Source organism: Actinomyces massiliensis 4401292, from assembly GCF_000269805.1.
Taxonomy (GTDB): domain Bacteria; phylum Actinomycetota; class Actinomycetes; order Actinomycetales; family Actinomycetaceae; genus Actinomyces; species Actinomyces massiliensis.
This window is the reverse complement of record NZ_JH711481.1, coordinates 1,263,572-1,282,889: the sequence shown is the minus strand read 5'-3', so window position 1 is coordinate 1,282,889 and position 19,318 is coordinate 1,263,572. Positions and strand designations below refer to the sequence as shown.

Sequence of the window (19,318 nt, the reverse complement as noted above, 5' to 3'; positions counted from 1 at the left end):
TCTCCAGATCCCCGGAGTGATATTCACGTGAGGGCACCGGAGGGGATGTACCCCTAGAGTACTCATGCGAGCCGATGCGGCTCCACGCCGAGCGTCCCCTACTCAAGGTGACCCCGACGACCCCAGCACCCCACACACAACGTCCCACTCACACACGAAGAGCGAGAATCCGCATGAATGTGACGAGCGTACGCGTCACCCTCGTCGAGGAGGGCGGGTGGACCGATGTCTCCGTGGCGGCTGGGACGCCGCTGCGCGCGCTCCTGGAGGCCCGCACGGGTGCGGCCGTCCCCGACAACGCCCTGGTGTCCACCGCCTCGGGGACGCCTGCGCCGCTGGACGCCGTTTTCGGACGGGACCTCGAGGATGGCGCCATGCTGCTCGTGGGCGGCAGGGCGACCGGCAGGCACGCAGCCCGTCGTCTCTTCTCTGCCCGTTCCGGGTCTCGACCCGCGCGGTATGGACTCGATGCGGCCTCCGTCGTGCTGGTGGCCCTCCTACTCCTCGCATTGGGCTGGCACTCGGTTCTGGCCGCCAACGACGAGCGCCTGCCCATGCCGGCACGCATGGGCGCAGCCGGACTCGCCGCGGCTCTTCTGCTGGCTCGGATGATCCCAACGCGCAAGCATCTCAGCTCATTGCATGAGGCGGTCGCAGTTCTGCCCCTGCCCCTGCTCGGCGCCGCGACGGGCGTCCTGCTGGCACCGGCGGACGTCCTGCAGCCGACCACGATGGCGGCGCTGCTGACCGCCTGGGGAGCCGGGGCGGCCGCCCTGGCGGTGTGGCTGCGACTGCGCTCGGTATGCGCCGCAACCGGCGCCCTCGCGTGGACCGTCGCGGCCATCATCGTCTCCGCAGTCCTGGCCTTCGGGATTCCCCGGGCCCCTGTGGCCGTCATCGTCCTCGCCATTGGAGCAGTGATCATCACGCTGGTGCCCACCGCGGCCCTCTCCTCCATACCCGATCAGCAGTTGCTCGACCTGTCGGAGCAGCGCGCGGGCAGCCGCGGCGTGAGAGCCCCAATGATGCGACCCCCGGACGAGGTGAGCAGTGGACGGATATCGCGCACGCTGGCTCAGGCGGAGTCGGTGTCGATATCGGTCGGCGTCGTCATCGCGGTCGTCGTGGTGGCCTGCTCACCGGCAGCGGTGAGCATCGCTCTGGGGAGCAACGCAGCCGCTTGGGGAGCTCGCGTCGAGTTGGCCCTCGTCGCAGCCCTCCTGCTTCTCCACCCACGCACCGCCCGCTCGCACACCGAGCGCATCCTGCCACGTCTGGCGGTGGGCATCGCCGCCATCATCTCGATTCTGACCTCCGGCTCTCAACCAGGCACAATGACCTTCAACCTGCTCATGGGGATCGCAGCATTGGCCGGGCTGGTATCCGGCGTGATCATGCTCTCAAGTCTGGGCAGACGCCGATCCGCATGGTGGGGACGTTTCGGAGACATCCTGGGGTCCATCTCGGGACTCCTGGCACTTCCCGCAGCGGTGGTCGCCGCGGGGATCATCGATTTCATGAGGCAACTGTGAGTACACGACGTCACGACTCCGCCCGACCGACCGGAACCGCCAGAACCGCTCGGGCCGCAGAGGCGTTCCCCGAGGCCCCCGGGACTTTCGGAACCGCCGCGACCGCCGCGCCCTCAGCACCCTCAGCACCCTCAGCGGGCCGCTCCACCGCCCCCGGGCGTCCGACAATCCTCGAACTGCTGTGCGCCGCCGTCATCGATCTGGTGATCCTCATCGCCCCACCGGTCGCGCTCCATCTCCTCGCGGGCTGGAACGCACTCGCCTGGATCAGCGCCCTCGAACTTCTCGCAACGGTCATCATCGTTCTGGCGTGCACCGGCAGGACTCCGGGGACGGCCATCGTCGGAGCGCGCGTCGTCACCGCCGAGGGAGCGACCACGCCCGGACTCGGTCGCGCTACCGCCCGGGTCGCGCTTACCCTGCTGACACCGATAAGCCGCAATGGGGAGGAGGCCGGACTCGTGGACGGCGTGACACGATGCCGGACCCTGACAACCCGCCGGTCGCGCCGGACGGGCGCAAACACTCGAGAATCCGATCTCAGCAGCCCCAGGCGGCGGGACGACGCAGACTCCGCACGCTCGCGCGCCCACAAAGCCCGCAAAGGTGGAAGAGCAGAGCCCCCCGCGCCCAGGCCGCTGACCGCTTCGCCCGCCTCTCCGAGCGGGCCTCGTCCAGCATCCTTGACTGCGGGTGAGACCATGCCGTCGGAACCCGTAGAATCCGCAGCACCTGTCGTCGAACCGGCATCCGCATCACCGCACTCCCCCGATCCGGAGCTCCCCGTCCGACCGACGCCCGCCGTGCGTGAGGGAATCCTCGGTCCAGCGGCAAATCGTTCGTGGGCACCGTCCTCGGAGGCCGGTGCAAGCGGCCCGCGCGCCCCACAGCCGCCGGCACCTCCCGGGACGGCCCCGGGGACGGCCAATGCGCCGGTAAGAGGCCCCGGACACACCGCGTCTCCGTTCCCACCCTTGTCGGGACCCGTCGATTCCGCACCCCAGAGGCGCAAGGCACCGGGCGCGCAGGAGAGCCCGACGCCGCCTCTCGCCCCGCCCCCGCCCGCTGCACCCGCACCGCCCGTATCACCAGCACCCGCGGGATCGAGATCGCCCGGATCCCCCGCGCTGCCCGTGTCACCGACATCCGCGTTCGAGTCGCCCGCATCGCCGCAGGCGCCTACGCGCAGCAGAAGGCGCCGGGCCACCTCTCATCGCGCTCCGGCCTCGCCCTCGCCGGCGATTGCCACATCGCCGATGAGCCCGCCCGAGACTCCGCCGCCAACGCCAACCGCCGCAGAGGCTCCTACAGGAGCCTACGCAATCGGCAGAGCCGGTGCCGCAGGTACTACTGGTGCCAAGGGTGCCGCTACTCGCGCTACCGCCGGTGCCGGCAGTTCTAGCCCTAGCCTCGCCGGAGGCCCTGGGGACTCCAGTAGCCTCGGTAGCCCAGGCACGGCCGCGTTCGGCACAACCGCGCAGAACCCACGGGGCACCCAAGCCACCCAGCGGCAGACCTCTCTGCGAGCCGTCCCACAGGACGGCCAGCAGCTCAGCTCGCAGACCAACCACCCAGACGTTGTTCTAGTCACGGGCTCAGGGAAGCGCGTTCCTCTGGAGGGACAGTGCATCATCGGACGGGCGCCGCAACCGGCATTCCCCGACGACACTCAACTGATGACGTTGGAAACCTCGTCGAGTGCACTGTCGCGCTCCCACCTGCGCATAGGCTTCGATGACCGGCAGCTGTGGGCCGAGGATCTGAGCTCCGCCAACGGCACCGTCATGGTGCATCCCACAGGGCAGCAGATCCGGCTCGAGCCGGAGCGGCGCACGGCCATTGCTCCAGGCGCGGTCCTTCTGCTCGCGAACGAGAGCATCACTGTGGAGAAGAGCGCCTGAAGACCTGATCTCAGCTGTTCAGACGCCCGGCCGGACACACTGGCCACGGTGCAGGCGTGTGTCGCTTACCGCCCGGCCGAGCAGGAGGATCTCGCTCATCCACGTGATGGCGGGTGCGCACAGACCTTATTGGTCTGTGCGCACCCGCCATCACGAAACTAGGCCCGCACCTCGTGGAGCGTATTACTCCTCAGGCGCCGAAGCCAGCAGCACTCTGGCTGTCAGCGGTGCTGTAGTTGCCGGACGACGTCGTCACGTGGGCGCCCAGCTGAACGAGTACCTGATTCATGTCCTGGAGCGACTGCGTCCACTCCGCCTTGGCCGCGAGGTACTGCTGGTTAGCATCACCGGTCCACTCGGACTGCGTGGGCTTGAGCTCGGCGTCCATGCTCTCCAGGTCCGAGTTGATCTGCTGCGAACCAGTATTGAGCTCCTGCGCCCCCTGGTCCATCTGGCCGTAATTAACTTCCATGCCGACATCAGACATAAGTGATCCTCCTTTGGTCCTAAATACTAAGTGGGCTTGAGCGTATCAGGCTCAAGGCATCATGCCGTGGTAGCCCTGTGAGGCCCCCGCGAGCTTCTGGGCGCCAGAGGCCGCCTCTTCCTCAGTGGTCTGGTACTGGGTATCGGTCGCCTGCAGAGAATTCTCGAAGCGCTCGAGCACGGCGATAATGTTCTTAGCATCCTGGATCCACTGATTGGCGGCGGTCTGGAAAGCACTGGCTCCCGCGCCCGTCCATCCTCCTGCACCGATGAGGGCCTGAACAGAGCTCTCAACCCTGTTCACGATCGCCTGCTGGCTCGCGCGGTGGCTACTGACAGTGTTCCTCGCATTGGCGAGTACACCAGTTCCTGCACTGAGATTCTGTGCCATGGTCTCTCTTTCTGGGGGTCAGGGGGGAATATGAAAGCGCTCAACGGGAGGCGAGGGCGCGACCCGATCGTTACCGAGCAGAAACCAAAATACCCACGTCTCCGCCTCAATGCGAGTCTTTCACCGGATGGCTTTCGCATCATTCTCCTCATGCACCCCACGCATCCCATACGCCCCGACCTCCACGATCGATCCTGGTGAAGCACTATGGCCGCGCACCGAGCAGGACTGACGTGTCAGGATGGAGCACGGAGCCATCCGACCCCACGCGACGCGCCTGCCCGGCGCGCCGGCCCCGCCGTCCCGCCCCTGGATTCACAGGAGAACGTCGTGCCCCTTACGAGTACCCGCCGCCGGGTGACCGGGCTGACCCCCGTCACCATCCGGCACCGCAACATCCCCGCAGACATCGCCCTCCCCTCCTCGCTTCCGCTCACAGAGATACTCCCCGACGTGGCCGCTCGTCTCGGAGCCCTGGACGAGGACGCCGCCGTGTACGGCCTCATGCTCGTCACCGAGGACGGCAGAGAGCTGGATGATGCACGACCGATCGTCGAGCAGGGTGTGCGGGCGGGCGCTCTGCTCACGCTCGAGGTGCGCAGCACTGAGGCCGAAGCGCGCTACGACGATCTCGTCGAGGCCGTCGCCACAGAGGTAGAGGCGAGACAGGCCGCCTGGAGCCAGCAGGACTCGGTGTCGATGTCTGTGGCCTCCACCTGCCTGCTGTTCCTGGTGGTGGGCCTGCTCCTGCTGCGCCAGGGCCCCGGCGGACTCGTGACCCCGTTATGCGCGCTGGCGTGCAGCTGCCTGCTCGTCCTGGCCGCCTTCGCACTCTGGCGGCTGCGCGGCGCAGGGACCTGGCCGCTGGTGATGACGGCCGGGGCGCTCGGCGCCGTCGCCGCCCACACGGCTTTCATCGGGCCTCCGACAGGCCTGCGCATGATGGCCGCGGGCGGAGCGCTCGCCGCCATCGTGCTGGTGTGCCTCCCCTTCCTGGAAGAGGACCGCTGGCTGATCTCGGGCCCCCTACTGGTGGCCTCATGCCTGGGCCTGACCGGGATGGGGGTCGATCTCCTCAACCGCCCGCTCGCCAGCGTGCTCGCCGTCATCGCCGCGGTCGTCGCCATCATCTCGCTGCTCGCACCATGGCTGGCCCTGGCCTCGGTGCCGATCGACATCTCCCTTCCCGACCGAACCGACCGGCCGGTCCTGGAGCCCGGCACCGAGGTGACGCCCACGCTGACGGCCCGAGTACTCAACGCACATGGCCTGGTGCTGTCGGCACGCATCGCCTGCGCGATGATCGTCCTCGCCAGTGTTCCGACGCTGACGTCGGCCGGCTACGCCGGGGCGGGTCTGGTCACCGCCATCGCCGCGGCCTCGTTGCTCGGCACCCGGGCGGCGAGGTCCCAGGCGGATGTGGTCGCCGGCATCGTCGGGGGCATGGTGACACTGGCCGCACTGATCATCACGATCATCGTGGCCCGAACCGACCTGATCATGCCCGCCGTCGGCGCCGTCAGCGCCATCGGCGTGGTCGTCCTGCTGCTCAACGTGCTCGGCCCGAGCTACCGGCCCCGTCTGGCACGTGCGGCGGACGCCCTGGAGGTCGTCGTCCTGCTGGCCATCCTGCCGTTGGCCGCGATCGTCTGCGGAGTGCTCTGATGGCATCGAACAAGGAGATTCTCGACGCCCAGCGCTTCAACCGGCGTCGCCTGGTGACAGCCTTCGTGGCGGGCGCCCCGGGCGGCCGCGAGCTCGAGCCGAAGCGCGTCGCACCGCCCCTCATCGGCAGCGTGGTCCTGACCCTGGTCATCGCCCTGGCGTCATGGATCTCCGGCATGTTCGTCGGCTCCCTGCCCGCGAACTGGCAGGACAACACCCTGCTGGTCGTCAAGGGCGAGGGCACCCGCTACATCACCATCAACAGTCGCCTGCGCCCGGTGACGAACCTGGCCAGCGCGCGCCTGCTCGCCGAGCCCGGCAAATTCCAGGAGTCGTCTCTCAAGGGCTCGGTCCTGGATGGAATCGAACGCGGCTCCCAGGTGGGCATTGAGGACGCGCCCGAGCAGCTGCCCCGCACCAAATCCCTCGTGGCTCACGGATGGACCGCCTGCTCGACGTCCTCGGGAGAGACGGCCACCAACGTGGGCGAATCACCCAAGGGACTGGGCGACATTCAGCACGCCCTGGTGTCGGTCGACGGGCGAACCTACTTGGTGGCGGAGGGCGTCAGCCACGAGCTGCCCGCGGAGAATCTCGGCTCAGTCCTGCTCGCGCTCGGCGTCGATTCCGAGCCCGTCACCGAGGTCGACGCAGCCTGGCTCTCGCTGTTCACTCCGGGCAGCATGATCCAGAGCTTCTCCGTGCCCGACGCCGGCCTGCCGGTATCGGGCCTGTCCTCGACGATCAAGAACCCGGTCGCCGGAATGCTGCTGTCGGTGACCGATTCAGCAGGCGGCCAGCGATACTACGTCGTCCAGTCCGACTCGAGTCTGGGCGCTCTCAGCGATGTCTCCCTGGCGCTGTACAAGTTGGGAGGAGGCGCCACAGCACCCGTCCAGGATGTCAGCGTCTCCGATCTCACCCAAGTCAGCACGACGACCGCGGCCCCGGAGGACTGGCCCACAACCCTGGAGAAAGGTGCCGCAACGGATTCCAGCGTATGCGCCGTGCTCGGAGAGTCCTCGTCATCTGGAATCGCCAAAACCACCTTGGCATCCGCAGATCAGATCGAATCGGGGGGAGTGAAAGTGACCGGTGGCACTGGAGCACTTGTGCGTTCCTCCGCCGGCGGCAGCCTCGGCCCCGTTTTCCTCATCACCGACGCGGGGCGGGCATGGGGCCTGGGCGGCACGCTGACCGACACACTCGCACGGTTGGGCTATGACGAGAGCAGCGTCGTCGCCGTACCGGCGACCTGGCTCGCACTTTTCCCCACGGGGGCCGAGCTGTCCACAGAGGCCGTCTGGGATGGGGTCAGCGAGCAATGAGACGGACGATGAGAAGCGCATAGCGAATGACGTCAAGGCGGACAACAGCACGAATGCGGGAGAGAATGATGATGATCCGGGGATGCCGTCGCGGGAGGGGCGCAGCACTGACGGCTCTGGCCTGCGCCACCTGCGTTGTCCTGGCGGTTCTGGCGGGTCCCGTCGGCGCGCGCGCCGACGAAACCTCCCCAGCACCACCCTTCAACCAACGCATACTGCCCAAGCAGCCCAGCCCCAGGCCGACCGAACAACCCACACCCGAACCGACCCAAGAACCCACACCCGAGCCAACCGAACAACCCACACCCGAACCGACCCAACAACCCACACCCGAGCCAACCGAACAACCCACACCCGAACCGACCGAACAGCCCACCGTCTCTTCTCCAACTCGTGACTCCACAGTCGCGGGCTGCGAGGAGGACAAGACGACATTCATCCCCGCGGTCCCGCCGATCGTCTCGCAGATCGGGATGGAGCGGGCTTGGTCGATCACCAAGGGAGGAGGCATGACCGTCGCCGTCGTCGATTCGGGCGTTGCGGAGGACAACCCGCATCTCGACGGAGCTCTCGTCCCCGGCACCGACCTGGTCAACAAGAAGGAGAAGGGCAGCGGCACCGAGGACATCAGCGGTCAGGGCACGGCGATCGCCGGGGCGATCGGCGCCCGCAGCGCGCCGGACTCGGGTCTGGTCGGTCTGGCCGGCGAGGCTTCCATCATGCCTGTACGAGTGTTCACCAATACGTCGGACGAGGCGGTCAAGGCGGGTAACGGCCCCCAGCCGGATCGGACGGCGGAGGGCATCCGCTGGGCGGCCGACAAGGGGGCGAAGATCATCGTCGTGCCCCAGGCCCTGAAGGAGGACAGCCCCGCCCTCAAGGAGGCGACGGAGCATGCGACCGACTCGGGAGCACTCGTCATCGCCAACGCGGGCGACCGCCAGCAGAGTGAGAAACAGGATGAGGAGGAGAGCCAGGAGCGCTATCCGGCCGCCTATGACGGCGTCGTAGGCGTGACGGCCCTGACCTCCGAGGGGGCGGCGTCAGGAGCTGCCTTGCGCAACGAGGGCATCGGTCTTGCGGTCCCGGCACAAGCGGCCCCGACAACCTTCCTCGGCAATGGCGACTGCGTCATCGCCAAGGATTCGCCGTCCTCGGCCCTGGCGACCGGATACGCGGGCGCCGTGGCCGCCCTGGTCGCCGCAGACCATCCGGACGAGCCCCCTGAGGATTGGGCCTACCGGCTGACGGTGACGGCCCTGCGCACGACACCGGCAGAGTGGAGCTCTTCGGTCGGCTGGGGCACGATCGCCCCCTATCCGGCACTGACCTTCATCGACGACGGCACCGCCCTGGGGCCTGAGAATCCGCGAGGATCCCGCATACCGGAGAGCCCCGCGCCCGTTCTAGCTTCGCAGCCGGAACCGGATTTCGGTCCGCAGCAGCGGCGGCGACTGGCGGGCGCAGTCGGCATCGGTGGCGTCACCGTCCTGGCCATGACATTAGTGACATCGCGAGCGCGTCGCACGCAGGACGCCGATGATTCAGCGGATTGGTGAGGCTCGACCCCAGAAGCTTGTACTTCTCCGCCCAGTGGCCCCGGTTGTGCTGAGCCGCTCCCCGCAGCGCAGCATGGGGCGGAGTCCACGCATTCTCGGGAATGTGGTGTCGTGAGGCTTGTTATTCACGGGGTACCTGTGCCAGTAGGCACGGGAGCCGGCGTGGGCGTGGGCGTGTTATTGAGTTCCGCGGCGGGGGTGCCGTTGACGTATTGGGCACCGCTGTACTCCAACCACTCGCCCTGGCTGTCTCCGGCGGCGGCGAGATCGGGGACCGCGAGCGCGACCTTCTGGGCGAGGTCAGTGGCCGCTTTGACGTCGTCGGGGTTGTCTCGGGGACCGTCCTCAGTGGCGTCGATGCCGTAGGTAATTAGGTAATGCGGACCTAGCTGTACTGGCCCTCGCCTAGTTTAATATCACATCGTATATTTGGGGGTCGGGCTGGCATCCTTGGGCGCCATGATCTTGTTGGAGTCTACATAGCGGATAATGTCCTGGTGCAGAACCTCGCCGACCTGCGACGCCGTGACAACCTCACACACAGTCACCCCCGGAGGGACCGGCGCGCGTTCCACAGTCGCGCCATCTGCGTATCGATCCGCTTTCCCCAGGACAACTGCGTTGGTCGGCTCTCGCAACCGATCATCGCCGGTTCTTTCACGCCCCTTCGGCCCAGTGCACGACCTGCTGGGATGGAGTCTCCACCTGATCATCAGACGGATCGGATTTATCGCGCTCGTCATCAATGATATTCGATCCGAAATCCAGGTTGATATTGGATCGAGAAAGCGTCGCCCCGACAAACATCGCCGTCTTGCCAGCAGCACTTCCCAGCGGGCCACCAACCGCCCCGAGGCCGGCTGAGGCCACCGTACTGAAAACATTAAAAGCCAACTTATTATTATCGCTCAACGCTTTCACCGTACCCCTAGTCTGGCCGGTCTTCCATCCAGCCTTATCGTCCGCCATGCCCGCCAGGAAGGAGAGGGCCGCCGCAGACTGCTGGTAACGATTCTGAATTCCTTTAAATTGTTCGCCAGAATTGTCCGAATTGCCGGCGGTAGCGATTTGCGATGCCTGGTGCGCCCACTCGCCAATACTGGCGCTCAGAGTAACAACGGCATCCTGATTATTAGCCACCCTGTAACTCAATTTGATGAAGTCGTCGACGCTGACGCCACCCGGTAGTTTACGATCAGTCACAAGATCGCCATAGCCACCTTCGCCTCTCAATATGCTGATCAGTTCGCTACGGCAATTCGCCGGGGATGCGATCCCCACAACCTCAAGGCAGGCGAAAGGTCCCTCCCCCGTCATCGGAGGCGATGAGCCCGTCGTCCAGCAGAGATGCCAGCGCCCTGGACGGCTGCCCGCGATCCGCCGTCCGGCCCCCGCGGGCCCCGGCACCGCCGGCAGCATCCAGCAGCGTCTGCGCATCCAGCGCCGCCCCCGCATCGATCCCGCGCAACCGGGCCATGATCAGGCCACGCGCCTGCCGATCCGTCCCGTGCCAGGCCTGTCTGCGACGTCGTCCGGCATGCTCATCCGGAGGCATCCCCGCAGCCAGCCACGCGCAGCCCTCGCGCCACGGGCAGCGCCCGCAGCGCGGCTCACGGGCGGTGCACACCAGCGCCCCCAGCTCCATGACGGCAACCGACCAGGCGGCCGCCTCGCCGTCCGCCTCGGGCAGGAGCGCCTCGGCCCGCTCGCGCTCGGCCCTGCCCAACGAGGGCGGAGGCAGAGCCCGGCCGCCGACCGCACGAGCGAGCACGCGCCGCACATTGGTGTCCAGCGTCAGCGCCCGACGCCCGTAGGCGAAAGCCATGACGGCTCCAGCGGTGTAATCGCCGATCCCCGGCAGCGCCCGCAGCGCCTCAAGATCGCAGGGCAGGCGTCCGCCGTGGCGCTCGACGACGACACGGGCGCACTCCATGAGCCGCAGCGCTCGCCGGGGATAGCCCAAACCGCCCCACACCCGCAGCACCTCCCCGGTAGCCGCCCCCGCCAGAGCGGCCGGATCCGGCCAGCGCTCCATCCACTGCCGCCACGCGGGCACGACCCGGGCCACCGGCGTCTGCTGACTCATGACCTCCGAGACCAGCACGCCATAGGGCGTCGTCCCCGGCTCCCGCCACGGCAGATCGCGGGCGTGCTCGCGGTACCAGGAAACGACCGCCTGCGCGGACGGCATGGGCGACGCGGATCGCGCCCCCTCAACACCCGAGTCGATCACAGCCCCGGCAGACCCGGCGGCCCTCGCAGCCCCGGCGGCTCCCAGGACGCTCACGGCACTCACAGCGCTCATAACTCGATGATCATCCGCGTATTCCCCAGGGTGTTGGGTTTGACCCGTGCGAGATCGAGGAACTCGGCGACCCCGTCGTCGTGACTGCGCACCATCTCGGCGAAGGTGTCCATGCCCACCGGCGTGCCCCAGATGGGGTGGAAGCCATGGGCGGTGAAGAAATCGACCTCGAAGGTCAGGCAGAAGACGCGCTGGAGGCCCATGCCGCGAGCGCGCTCGAGCAGCTCCCCGAGAATCGCCCCGCCGACCCCCCGATGCATACGGTCCTTGCGAACGGCGAGCGTGCGGACCTCGGCGATGTCGTCCCACATGACGTGCAGGGCGCCGCAGCCGATGATGCCCCCGGCCCCCTCCTGGGCGCCGTCGAGCGCTCCGGCACCCTCGGCAACGGTGAACTCCTGGATGTCCTCGAAGTAGGTGATGAGGTCCTTGGCAATGAGAATACGGCGATCGGAGTAGGGCCGGACGAGCTCGGCGATGGCCCGGGCGTCCGCGGGCCGGGCGGCGCGCAGGACCGTGCGCCAGGGCAGCGAGGATGCGGAGGCCCCGGAGGGCTCGGAGGGCCCGGACGTCGACGGCCCCGCCCCCGACCGCGACGGCCCGGGCCGCCCAGAAGGCCCTGCCGCCCCTGTGAGCGCAGTCCGCGCGGTAGCCTGATCTCCAGGATCGGGGCCGGCGCCGGTCGACGGATGCGTGGCGCTCATGGAGTCTCCTTCCGCTGGCTGAGAGACAGCACCGCGCGGGCGGTGGCGTCGTCGACAATGAGGTCGGTGGCCACACGGGCGCGCAGCGCCGCGAAGCAGGCGCCGGCCTTCCCGGTACCGGCCACGACGCACAGTCTGCGCGGAATGCCCGCCAGCCGAACGGGCGTCGGGCCGGTGGCACGAGCATTGAGGTCGATGTCACTCCAGGTGCCGTCCCCTCTCAGGAGCACGGTGCAGACGTCGCCGACGACGCCCTCGCGCCGAGCAGTGGCGAGATCGGAACGGGTGAGATGCCCGCCGGCGTAGACCTGGCTGGGCAGGGCGCCGGTGCCGGTTTCCAGCGTGCCCACGCCGAAGACGGCCAGGCGCGCCGCGGCCGCAACTGACAGGACGCGCTTGATCGAGCGCTCCTGCCACATGGCCCGACGGGTGGCGGCCCGGTCGAAGAAGGCCGGCACCGGGAAACCGATCGTGCGCGCCCCTAGAGACTCTCCCATCAAGGACAGCATCTGTCCGGCCGAGGGACCCTCGTGCACGGGGTCGGAGGCGCCGTTGAGCTGAACGATCGTCAGACCGGGGACGCGCCTGGCCGGCAGCGCCGCCGCCACCTCGCTCATGGTCGTCCCCCAAGCCGCGCCGACGACGAGCCCCGGCCCACTGCCGGCCCCCTCCGGCTCCCCGCCGCCCGCGGCGGTCTGCGCGAGCTCGCCGACGAGCTCGACGAAACGGGAGGCGGCGACGGCGGCGACCTGCTGGAGACGATGGATCTCGGTGGTCCCCTCGCGCACGGGCACGATGTGCGCCCGCACGCCGAATTCGGTCCCGAAGCGCGCCTCGAGACCGCCCGTCCCGCCGGGACGGGACAGTTCTATCCGCACCACGCCCTCACGCCGTGCCCGGGCGAGCAGGCGCGAGACCGTTGAGCGCGAGCAGCCCAGATGGCGGGCGATGACCTCCATGGTCTCGGCCTGGGCGTAGTACATGGAGGCGGCCTCGAAGACTCGCCGGTCCTCGGCGGTCACGCGCTCCGGCACGGGGGCGGCGCCCGCTGAGCCCGCCGCGCCCGCGGCGGTAGCGCCGTCCAGGGCCGGCGACTTGCGCGTCCCGCCCCGAGAGGCCGACGGCCCGCCCCGGGGGACTGATTGGGCCGACGGGGCAGGCTGAGCCGACTGGGCCGACGGGGGCGACTGCATGGTGCGCATCATCCCTCCCCTGCCGGCTCATGGATGCACATTCGTGCATTCGGCTTGCCCATCATCTCATGAAGCGGCGATCCTGAGTTGAGGAACCCCTTGCCCCGTTCGACCAGGAGCCCGCGCATGCACGTGCCGACCGCCCCGGAGGCCACTGTCCTGACGCGCCTGACGCGCGAGCAGCGCGCCGCCGCACTGGAGGAGATGAACCGCGAGGAGGGACTCGACATTCTCGTCGTCGGCGGAGGGATCACCGGCGCCGGCATCGCCCTGGACGCGGCCTCCCGAGGCCTGCGCACCGGCGTGGTGGAGATGGGCGACTGGGCCTCGGGAACCTCCTCGTGGTCCTCCAAGCTCGTCCACGGCGGCCTGCGCTACCTCTACCAGCTCGACCTCCCCCTGGTCCGCGAGGCCCTGAGCGAGCGCGGTCGCCTGCTCGAGACCATCGCCCCGCACCTGGTCAAGGCCCAGCCCTTCCTATGGCCGCTCACGCACCACTGCGAGCGCTCCTACTCGGCGGTCGGCGTGGGCGTCTACGACGCCCTGGCGCTGGCCGGCGCCCGCGGGCACCGCACCGTCCCGATCCAGAAGCACCTGGGCCGCAAGGGTGCGCGCGCACTCGCCCCGGCCCTCGATCCCTCCAGGCTCATCGGGGCGATCCGCTTCTACGACGCCCGCGTGGACGACGCCCGCCTCGTCATCGACCTCATCCGCACCGCCGTGGGCCTGGGCGCGCTCGCAGTCAGCCGCGCACGGGTGACCGGCTTCCTGAAGGACGCGCGCGGAACGGTCACCGGCGCAGCCGTCACCGACCTGGAGACCGGGGCCACTCATGAGATCCGCGCCGCCCGTACGATCAACGCCACCGGCGTGTGGACCGAGGACACCCAGAACCTGGCCACCGACGCGGGAGGCCTGAAGGTGCTCGCCTCCAAGGGCGTCCACATCGTCGTCCCCAAGGCGGCCATCGACGCCGAGACCGGGATCTTCCTGCGCACCGAGAAGTCCGTCCTGTTCATCATCCCGTGGCCGCGCTACTGGGTCATCGGCACCACCGACACCCCGTGGACCGAGGATGTCGCCAAGCCGGTGGCCACGGCCGCGGACATCGACTACATCCTCCAGCACGCCAACGAGGTGCTGTCCCGACCCCTGAGTCGCGATGACATCATCGGCGTCTACGCGGGGCTGCGCCCGCTGCTCCAGCCCCGACTCAAGCCCGGCGCGGACAACCGACTGGCGGCCAGCACGAAGGTCTCCCGCGAGCACACGGTCACGCGCGTGGCGCCCGGGCTGACGGCGATCGCCGGGGGCAAGCTGACGACCTACCGCGTCATGGCCGCCGACGCTGTCGACCACGCCCTGGGCGAGGCCCTGGCCCGCGCCCACCCCAGCGCGACGGCGCGCCTGCCTCTGGTGGGAGCCGCCGGATACCGCGCCCTGGCCGCACGGGCCGGCGCCATCGCCCGCGAGCGCGGCTGGACCCTGGCGCGGGTCACCCACCTGCTGGACCGCTACGGCGACGAGCTCCCGGCGCTGCTGGACTCCATCGACGACGACCCCTCCCTGGGGCGGCCGCTGGGCGAGGCGCCCGCCTTCCTGCGCGCCGAGGTCGCCTGGGCCGTCACCCACGAGGGTGCCGCCCACCTCGACGACGTCCTGCTGCGGCGCGTGCGCCTGGACATCGAGCACCGCGACCGGGGTCTGGGGGCCGCCGCCGAGGTCCTGGCGGTGATGGCGCCGCTGCTGGGCTGGTCAGAGGCTGAGGTCGAGGCCGAGCGGACGGCCTACGCCGAGCGCGTCGCCCAGATCGCCGCGGCCGAGGAGGACACCTCCGACGCCGAGGCCGCCGCCCGCCTGACCCGCGCGATCTGATCGCCCTCGCGTCCCGGCGGCCCGCGCAGTCCGCGGGCGCACCGCGCCCGTCCGACGCTTCCCGCGCTGCCCAGTCGCTGCCCAGTCGCATACAGTCGCCGCAACGACGCGAAAGGACACCCCGTGACCGGCATGAAGACCGACAAGAAGTACGTCCTGGCCATCGATCAGGGCACGACCTCGTCGCGCGCCATCCTGTTCAACCACGACGGCGAGATCGTCGCCGTCGCCCAGAAGGAGCACGCCCAGATCCTTCCGCGAGCCGGCTGGGTCGAGCACGATGCCGCGGAGATCTGGGCCAATGTGCGCTCGGTCGTGGCCGGCGTCCTGTCGAAGGCCGAGGTCAACCGCCACGAGATCGCCTCTGTGGGAATCACCAACCAGCGCGAGAGCGCCGTCGTGTGGGACAGGACCACCGGCGAGCCCGTCTACAACGTCATCGTGTGGCAGGACACCCGCACGCAGAAGATCTGCGACCGCCTGGCGGCCGCCGCCCCCGAACCCGACGGCTCCCCCGACTACGACCGTTACAAGGACCGCGTGGGGCTGGGCCTGGCCACCTACTTCGCCGGCCCGAAGGTCGCCTGGGTGCTGGAGAACGTGAAGGGGGCCCGCGAGCGCGCCGAGGCCGGCGAGCTCCTCATGGGCACCATGGACAGCTGGGTGCTGTGGAACCTGACCGGCGGAGCGACCGGCGGCGTGCACGCCACGGACGTCACCAACGCCTCGCGCACCATGCTGATGAACATCGACACCCTGGATTGGAACCCTGAGATCTGCGCGGACATGGGCATCCCCGCCTCCATGCTCCCGACCATCAGGCCGAGCTCGGGGATATTCGGGCTGGGCCGCAAGAACGGCCTGCTCATCGACACCCCCATCGCCGGAATCCTGGGCGATCAGCAGGCGGCGACCTTCGGCCAGGCGTGCTTCGAGGTGGGGCAGGCCAAGAGCACCTACGGCACCGGCTGCTTCATGCTCATGAATACCGGCGCCACCCCGGTGCGCAGCCGCAACGGCCTGCTGACGACCGTGTGCTACCAGATCGAGGGCGAACCGCCCGTCTACGCCCTGGAGGGGTCGATCGCAGTCGCCGGGTCACTGGTGCAGTGGCTGCGCGACAACCTGGGCATCATCACCCACTCCCGGGACATCGAAGCGCTGGCCCGATCGGTGGACGACAACGGCGGCGCCTACTTCGTGCCCGCCTTCTCAGGGCTCTTCGCCCCGCACTGGCGCCCCGATGCGCGCGGCGCCCTGGTGGGCCTGACCCGCTACGTCAACAAGGGGCACCTCGCTCGCGCCGTGGAGGAGGCGACCGCCTTCCAGACCCGCGAGGTGCTCGAGGCGATGAATCGGGACGCCGAGGCCTCCGGCACGACCCTCCAGGAGCTGAAGGTCGATGGGGGCATGACCCGTGACGAACTGCTCATGCAGTTCCAGGCCGATCAGGTCGGTGTACCGGTGGTGCGCCCGAAGGTGACCGAGACCACAGCGCTCGGCGCCGCCTATGCCGCCGGCATCGCAGTCGGCTTCTGGTCGGGCATAGGCGACGTCGTCGCCAACTGGGCGGAGGGCCGACGCTGGGATCCCGCCATGGACGCCGCCGAAAGGGAGCGTCTATTCCGCAACTGGAGGAAGGCTGTGACGCGTACCCTGGACTGGGTCGATGACGACGTCGTCGAGTAGCCTCTTATTCGTCCCGGGCGACTGCCCACCATCGAGACAGCACGACCCGCCCTCCTCGCGATGGCCATTTACTCGGGTACTCGGGTACTGGTCGCGGGGGAGGTCGCGATGGTCCTCGGGACGCGAACAGCCGAAGGCGAGGAGACACAATGGAGCCTGATCAGATCGTGAGTGCGCTGCGCCGACACGCACCGCTTGCGCTGGCGCACATCGTCCTGGGCGCCATCATCGGACTCGCCGTTGCGCTGCTCAGCCCGCCGGTCTACTCCTCGCACACGAAGGCGCTCGTGGCAGCCGACGGCGGGGACGGGACCCACTCGGTCTCCTCGGCCTCCTCAGTGATCACGAACATCATGCCCACGCTCGTGGAGATCGGCACGTCCCAGTCCGTCGTGGACAGAGTCTCGTCCTCCACCGGCGTGGACCGGAGCAAGGTCGCCGGCGCCGTCAAGCTGTCGAACCCGACGAACAGCCTCATCATCGACGTCACCGCGCAGGCGTCCTCGCCGCAGGACGCCCAGGCCATCGCTCAGGGGGAGATCAAGGCCCTGCGCGGCGAGATCAGCACCATGTCCATTCAGAAGGAAGAGGTCACCCTGACCCTGACCGACATCGACCCCGCCTCGCTGCCGACCTCGCCATCGGGACCGTCGCGCACGCGCTACACCCTCATCGGCGGAGTCGTGGGAGGGGTTCTCGGCGTCATGACGGCCCTGTTCATGAGCAAGCTGAACCCGCCGGCCTCGGCCTCGCCCACGGCGACTCGTCGGACGGCCGGTCATGCGGCCACGGCGCCCGAGATGGATGTTGCCGGCATCACCGGCATCAACACCGCTGCGGACGCGGGCGCTGAAGGCTTCGGCGCCGCCGCAAGCGGCGTCAGCGGCATCAGTGGCGTCGGGGGCGTCAGGAGCGTCGGCAGGGCGGTCGGCGGCGGTCCCAGGGGCGCCGGCGGCCGCGACAGGGCCGCGAGCGGCGGCTTAGGCGAGGTCAGAAGGATCGGCACCGCCGGCGGGTTCGACGGCGTTGCCCGCGCCACCGGAACCGGCGGGGGCGTTGGCGGCGTTGGTGGCGTTGCCCGCGCCGCTGGAGCCGGCGGGAGTGCGGGCGCCGCGTCGTCGGCGCCATCGAGCTTCGGCCCGAGCGGCTTCGGGGGCTCGCCGTCCGGGCCGCCGTCCGCGCCGCTGACGTGATGGGAGGCGTCCCCTTCCCCGCCTCGCCCTCCAGGGGCATCACAGCGGTGGCCGCCGCGTCGGCGACCAGTGCAGCACCCGCCGCGACTCCCCTGGACGAGGACCTGCGGGCGCGCACCGCGGGGTCTGCGGACACGGGGGGCGATGCAACCTCCGAGGCCCCGGCCCGCTGGGTCTGGGAGCCCTGGTTCGCGGCAGTCCTGCTCGTCCTGGTGGGCTGGCGCACCGAGATCACCGGCGGGATCTTCATCAGCGACTGCGTCGCCCTGGCGTCTCTTCCCATCACCTGGTCGGCCGTGCGCACATCGCGACGATTCGCCCTCCTGCTCATCCTCGCCCTGCTCGCAACGGCGGCCGGATGGGCGCTGTCCCTCGCCGCTTACGAGGACTTCACCATCATCGCCGCCAATCAGCGCACACAGCTGCTCCTGGCCGCGAGCCTGCCCGCCTCCGTCGCCGCCTTCGTGTGGGGCCGTGAGCGGCTCGGGCTGGAAGGCGCCGTCATCGCCTTCGGCACCGGCGCCATCCTGGGCAACCTCCACCTCCTGCAGACCTCGGACAACCCGTGGAAACTCGACCTGGGCGCCGCCGTCAGCGTCGTGGTTCTGGCCATGTCGCAACGGTTCGGCCGCGGCGGACAGCTTGTCGCCGCATTGGCGCTGGGCGGCATCTACCTGGTTCACGACTCCCGCGGCGCAACCGGGATGTTCGTTCTCATCATCACGCTGCTGGTCTGGCAGATCATCTCGAGCAGCCTCAGCACGACGGTGCTGTCGCCCGGACGCCTGCGCGTCCGCCACATTCTGCTGCTGCCGGGACTGGCGGGAGTGGCCATTCTCGGTGTTGTGGCCGCGGCCATAGCCGGATATCTGGGACCGGACGTCCAGGAGCGCACCACGACGCAGCTGCATGGCAGCAATCTCCTCATCGCGGCGCGCCCCGAGCTGGGCGCATCCTGGGCCCTGCTGACCCACCGTCCATGGGGCTACGGCGCGGGACTCCAGCCCCGCTACGAGGATGTCCGCACCGCCATGCAGGGCATGGCGTCCGTAAACTACAACCCCAACAACGGGTACGTCCACAACTACATGTTCGGGCACGGCTTCGAGCTGCACTCCGGCCTGGCGGACATCTGGATAGCCCTGTCGCTGCCCGGTGCGGCGCTCCTGCTGTTCGTGGTCTGGCTGGGCCTGCGCGCCCTGTGGGAGAACCTGGGGACCGCCCATCTGCGGTCATGGCTGCTCTTCGCCGTGCTGCTCATGGTCATGAACGCGGCCATCGGCCCGCTGCTCGTGCTGCCGCCCTACCTGACCATCGCCGCGGGGACCGCCCTGTGCCTGCAGCAGAGTCCTGACCAACCTCCAGGACAGAGCCCGCCCTCGCCCCGCCGAGATCGGTCGTAACCCGTGCCGAGATCGGTACATCTCCGCGTCGAGATCGGTCGTATTCCGGTTCGAGTTTGTGGTGGGTTGGTTGTGTGGGGTGTGGCGTGCCTGG

At 69.0% G+C, this 19,318-nt stretch carries 16 protein-coding genes; 9 read left to right on the top strand and 7 right to left on the bottom strand.

All coding sequences use genetic code 11. The features are described from left to right. Positions 1 to 173 precede the first annotated feature (173 nt). Together W5W_RS0105400 and W5W_RS16860 are read left to right on the top strand one after the other, a co-directional pair. Positions 174 to 1,532 carry a hypothetical protein gene (locus tag W5W_RS0105400; RefSeq protein ID WP_017194653.1) on the top strand — a complete coding sequence of 453 codons (1,359 nt, stop codon included), beginning with the start codon at positions 174 to 176 and terminating at the stop codon, positions 1,530 to 1,532. 1,676 nt (positions 1,533 to 3,208) lie between these two features. Next, positions 3,209 to 3,433 (top strand): FHA domain-containing protein, encoded by a 225-nt coding sequence (locus W5W_RS16860; protein ID WP_017194650.1) that lies wholly within the window; start codon positions 3,209 to 3,211, stop codon positions 3,431 to 3,433. A 190-nt stretch (positions 3,434 to 3,623) separates the two neighbouring features. Here W5W_RS16860 and W5W_RS0105380 read toward each other — a convergent pair whose 3' ends face one another. Both W5W_RS0105380 and W5W_RS0105375 read right to left on the bottom strand, forming a co-directional pair. Further along, entirely contained in the window at positions 3,624 to 3,905 is a 282-nt protein-coding gene (locus W5W_RS0105380) for a WXG100 family type VII secretion target (RefSeq protein WP_232611447.1), read from the bottom strand. Between the two features lie 66 nt (positions 3,906 to 3,971). After that, positions 3,972 to 4,310, bottom strand: a complete 339-nt coding sequence (locus W5W_RS0105375; RefSeq protein ID WP_081486207.1) for a WXG100 family type VII secretion target — start codon at positions 4,308 to 4,310, stop codon at positions 3,972 to 3,974. A gap of 330 nt (positions 4,311 to 4,640) precedes the next feature. Between W5W_RS0105375 and W5W_RS0105370 the strand changes: the two genes are divergently transcribed. From W5W_RS0105370 to W5W_RS15235, 3 genes are all read left to right on the top strand, one after another. Then, entirely contained in the window at positions 4,641 to 5,975 is a 1,335-nt protein-coding gene (locus W5W_RS0105370) for an EsaB/YukD family protein (protein WP_232611448.1), read from the top strand. After that, the gene (gene eccB / locus W5W_RS0105365) at positions 5,975 to 7,303 is read left to right on the top strand and encodes a type VII secretion protein EccB (RefSeq protein WP_008729700.1); all 1,329 of its coding nucleotides are present in this window, start codon (positions 5,975 to 5,977) and stop codon (positions 7,301 to 7,303) included. Before W5W_RS0105370 ends, eccB begins: the two co-directional genes overlap by 1 nt. A gap of 68 nt (positions 7,304 to 7,371) precedes the next feature. Then, positions 7,372 to 8,862 carry a S8 family serine peptidase gene (locus W5W_RS15235; protein WP_238533262.1) on the top strand — a complete coding sequence of 497 codons (1,491 nt, stop codon included), beginning with the start codon at positions 7,372 to 7,374 and terminating at the stop codon, positions 8,860 to 8,862. Positions 8,863 to 9,278: 416 nt separating this feature from the next. Here W5W_RS15235 and W5W_RS16815 read toward each other — a convergent pair whose 3' ends face one another. The 5 genes from W5W_RS16815 to W5W_RS0105330 form a co-directional block, all read right to left on the bottom strand. After that, a complete protein-coding gene (locus W5W_RS16815; RefSeq protein ID WP_017194648.1) occupies positions 9,279 to 9,410 on the bottom strand; it encodes a hypothetical protein in 132 nt (43 codons plus the stop codon). 109 nt (positions 9,411 to 9,519) lie between these two features. Then, complete coding sequence (locus W5W_RS16060) at positions 9,520 to 10,143, bottom strand: DUF6571 family protein (protein WP_154650249.1); 624 nt, start codon at positions 10,141 to 10,143, stop codon at positions 9,520 to 9,522. Positions 10,144 to 10,147: 4 nt separating this feature from the next. Then, complete coding sequence (locus W5W_RS0105340; protein WP_017194646.1) at positions 10,148 to 11,167, bottom strand: HhH-GPD family protein; 1,020 nt, start codon at positions 11,165 to 11,167, stop codon at positions 10,148 to 10,150. Further along, positions 11,164 to 11,871 (bottom strand): amino-acid N-acetyltransferase, encoded by a 708-nt coding sequence (locus tag W5W_RS0105335; protein ID WP_017194645.1) that lies wholly within the window; start codon positions 11,869 to 11,871, stop codon positions 11,164 to 11,166. The genes W5W_RS0105340 and W5W_RS0105335 overlap by 4 nt, the downstream gene beginning before the upstream one ends. Continuing rightward, positions 11,868 to 13,076, bottom strand: coding sequence for a sugar-binding transcriptional regulator (locus W5W_RS0105330; RefSeq protein WP_017194644.1), 1,209 nt, complete (start codon positions 13,074 to 13,076; stop codon positions 11,868 to 11,870). The genes W5W_RS0105335 and W5W_RS0105330 overlap by 4 nt, the downstream gene beginning before the upstream one ends. A 114-nt stretch (positions 13,077 to 13,190) precedes the next feature. Here W5W_RS0105330 and W5W_RS0105325 point away from each other — a divergent pair, with 114 nt between their 5' ends. The 4 genes from W5W_RS0105325 to W5W_RS14675 all read left to right on the top strand — a co-directional run bounded on the left by W5W_RS0105325 (position 13,191) and on the right by W5W_RS14675 (position 19,224). Continuing rightward, positions 13,191 to 14,939, top strand: coding sequence for a glycerol-3-phosphate dehydrogenase/oxidase (locus W5W_RS0105325; RefSeq protein ID WP_017194643.1), 1,749 nt, complete (start codon positions 13,191 to 13,193; stop codon positions 14,937 to 14,939). A 132-nt stretch (positions 14,940 to 15,071) separates the two neighbouring features. Further along, the gene (glpK, locus tag W5W_RS0105320; protein WP_390882570.1) at positions 15,072 to 16,628 is read left to right on the top strand and encodes a glycerol kinase GlpK; all 1,557 of its coding nucleotides are present in this window, start codon (positions 15,072 to 15,074) and stop codon (positions 16,626 to 16,628) included. A gap of 149 nt (positions 16,629 to 16,777) precedes the next feature. Then, on the top strand, positions 16,778 to 17,821 hold the full coding sequence (locus tag W5W_RS16430) for a YveK family protein (protein WP_017194641.1): 1,044 nt from the start codon (positions 16,778 to 16,780) through the stop codon (positions 17,819 to 17,821). Continuing rightward, the gene (locus W5W_RS14675; protein ID WP_017194640.1) at positions 17,821 to 19,224 is read left to right on the top strand and encodes a hypothetical protein; all 1,404 of its coding nucleotides are present in this window, start codon (positions 17,821 to 17,823) and stop codon (positions 19,222 to 19,224) included. Before W5W_RS16430 ends, W5W_RS14675 begins: the two co-directional genes overlap by 1 nt. Positions 19,225 to 19,318 lie beyond the last annotated feature (94 nt).

Excerpts from the sequence above, each read along its gene's own strand:
- W5W_RS0105400 (WP_017194653.1), top strand. The coding sequence starts at position 174 with ATGAATGTGACGAGCGTACGCGTCACCCTCGTCGAGGAGGGCGGGTGG.
- W5W_RS0105380 (WP_232611447.1), bottom strand. The coding sequence starts at position 3,905 with ATGGAAGTTAATTACGGCCAGATGGACCAGGGGGCGCAGGAGCTCAAT.
- glpK (WP_390882570.1), top strand. The coding sequence starts at position 15,072 with ATGAAGACCGACAAGAAGTACGTCCTGGCCATCGATCAGGGCACGACC.
- eccB (WP_008729700.1), top strand. The coding sequence starts at position 5,975 with ATGGCATCGAACAAGGAGATTCTCGACGCCCAGCGCTTCAACCGGCGT.
- W5W_RS15235 (WP_238533262.1), top strand. The coding sequence starts at position 7,372 with ATGATGATCCGGGGATGCCGTCGCGGGAGGGGCGCAGCACTGACGGCT.
- W5W_RS0105330 (WP_017194644.1), bottom strand. The coding sequence starts at position 13,076 with ATGATGCGCACCATGCAGTCGCCCCCGTCGGCCCAGTCGGCTCAGCCT.
- W5W_RS0105325 (WP_017194643.1), top strand. The coding sequence starts at position 13,191 with ATGCACGTGCCGACCGCCCCGGAGGCCACTGTCCTGACGCGCCTGACG.
- W5W_RS0105335 (WP_017194645.1), bottom strand. The coding sequence starts at position 11,871 with ATGAGCGCCACGCATCCGTCGACCGGCGCCGGCCCCGATCCTGGAGAT.
- W5W_RS0105340 (WP_017194646.1), bottom strand. The coding sequence starts at position 11,167 with ATGAGCGCTGTGAGTGCCGTGAGCGTCCTGGGAGCCGCCGGGGCTGCG.
- W5W_RS14675 (WP_017194640.1), top strand. The coding sequence starts at position 17,821 with ATGGGAGGCGTCCCCTTCCCCGCCTCGCCCTCCAGGGGCATCACAGCG.
- W5W_RS0105375 (WP_081486207.1), bottom strand. The coding sequence starts at position 4,310 with ATGGCACAGAATCTCAGTGCAGGAACTGGTGTACTCGCCAATGCGAGG.
- W5W_RS16430 (WP_017194641.1), top strand. The coding sequence starts at position 16,778 with ATGGAGCCTGATCAGATCGTGAGTGCGCTGCGCCGACACGCACCGCTT.
- W5W_RS16860 (WP_017194650.1), top strand. The coding sequence starts at position 3,209 with ATGACGTTGGAAACCTCGTCGAGTGCACTGTCGCGCTCCCACCTGCGC.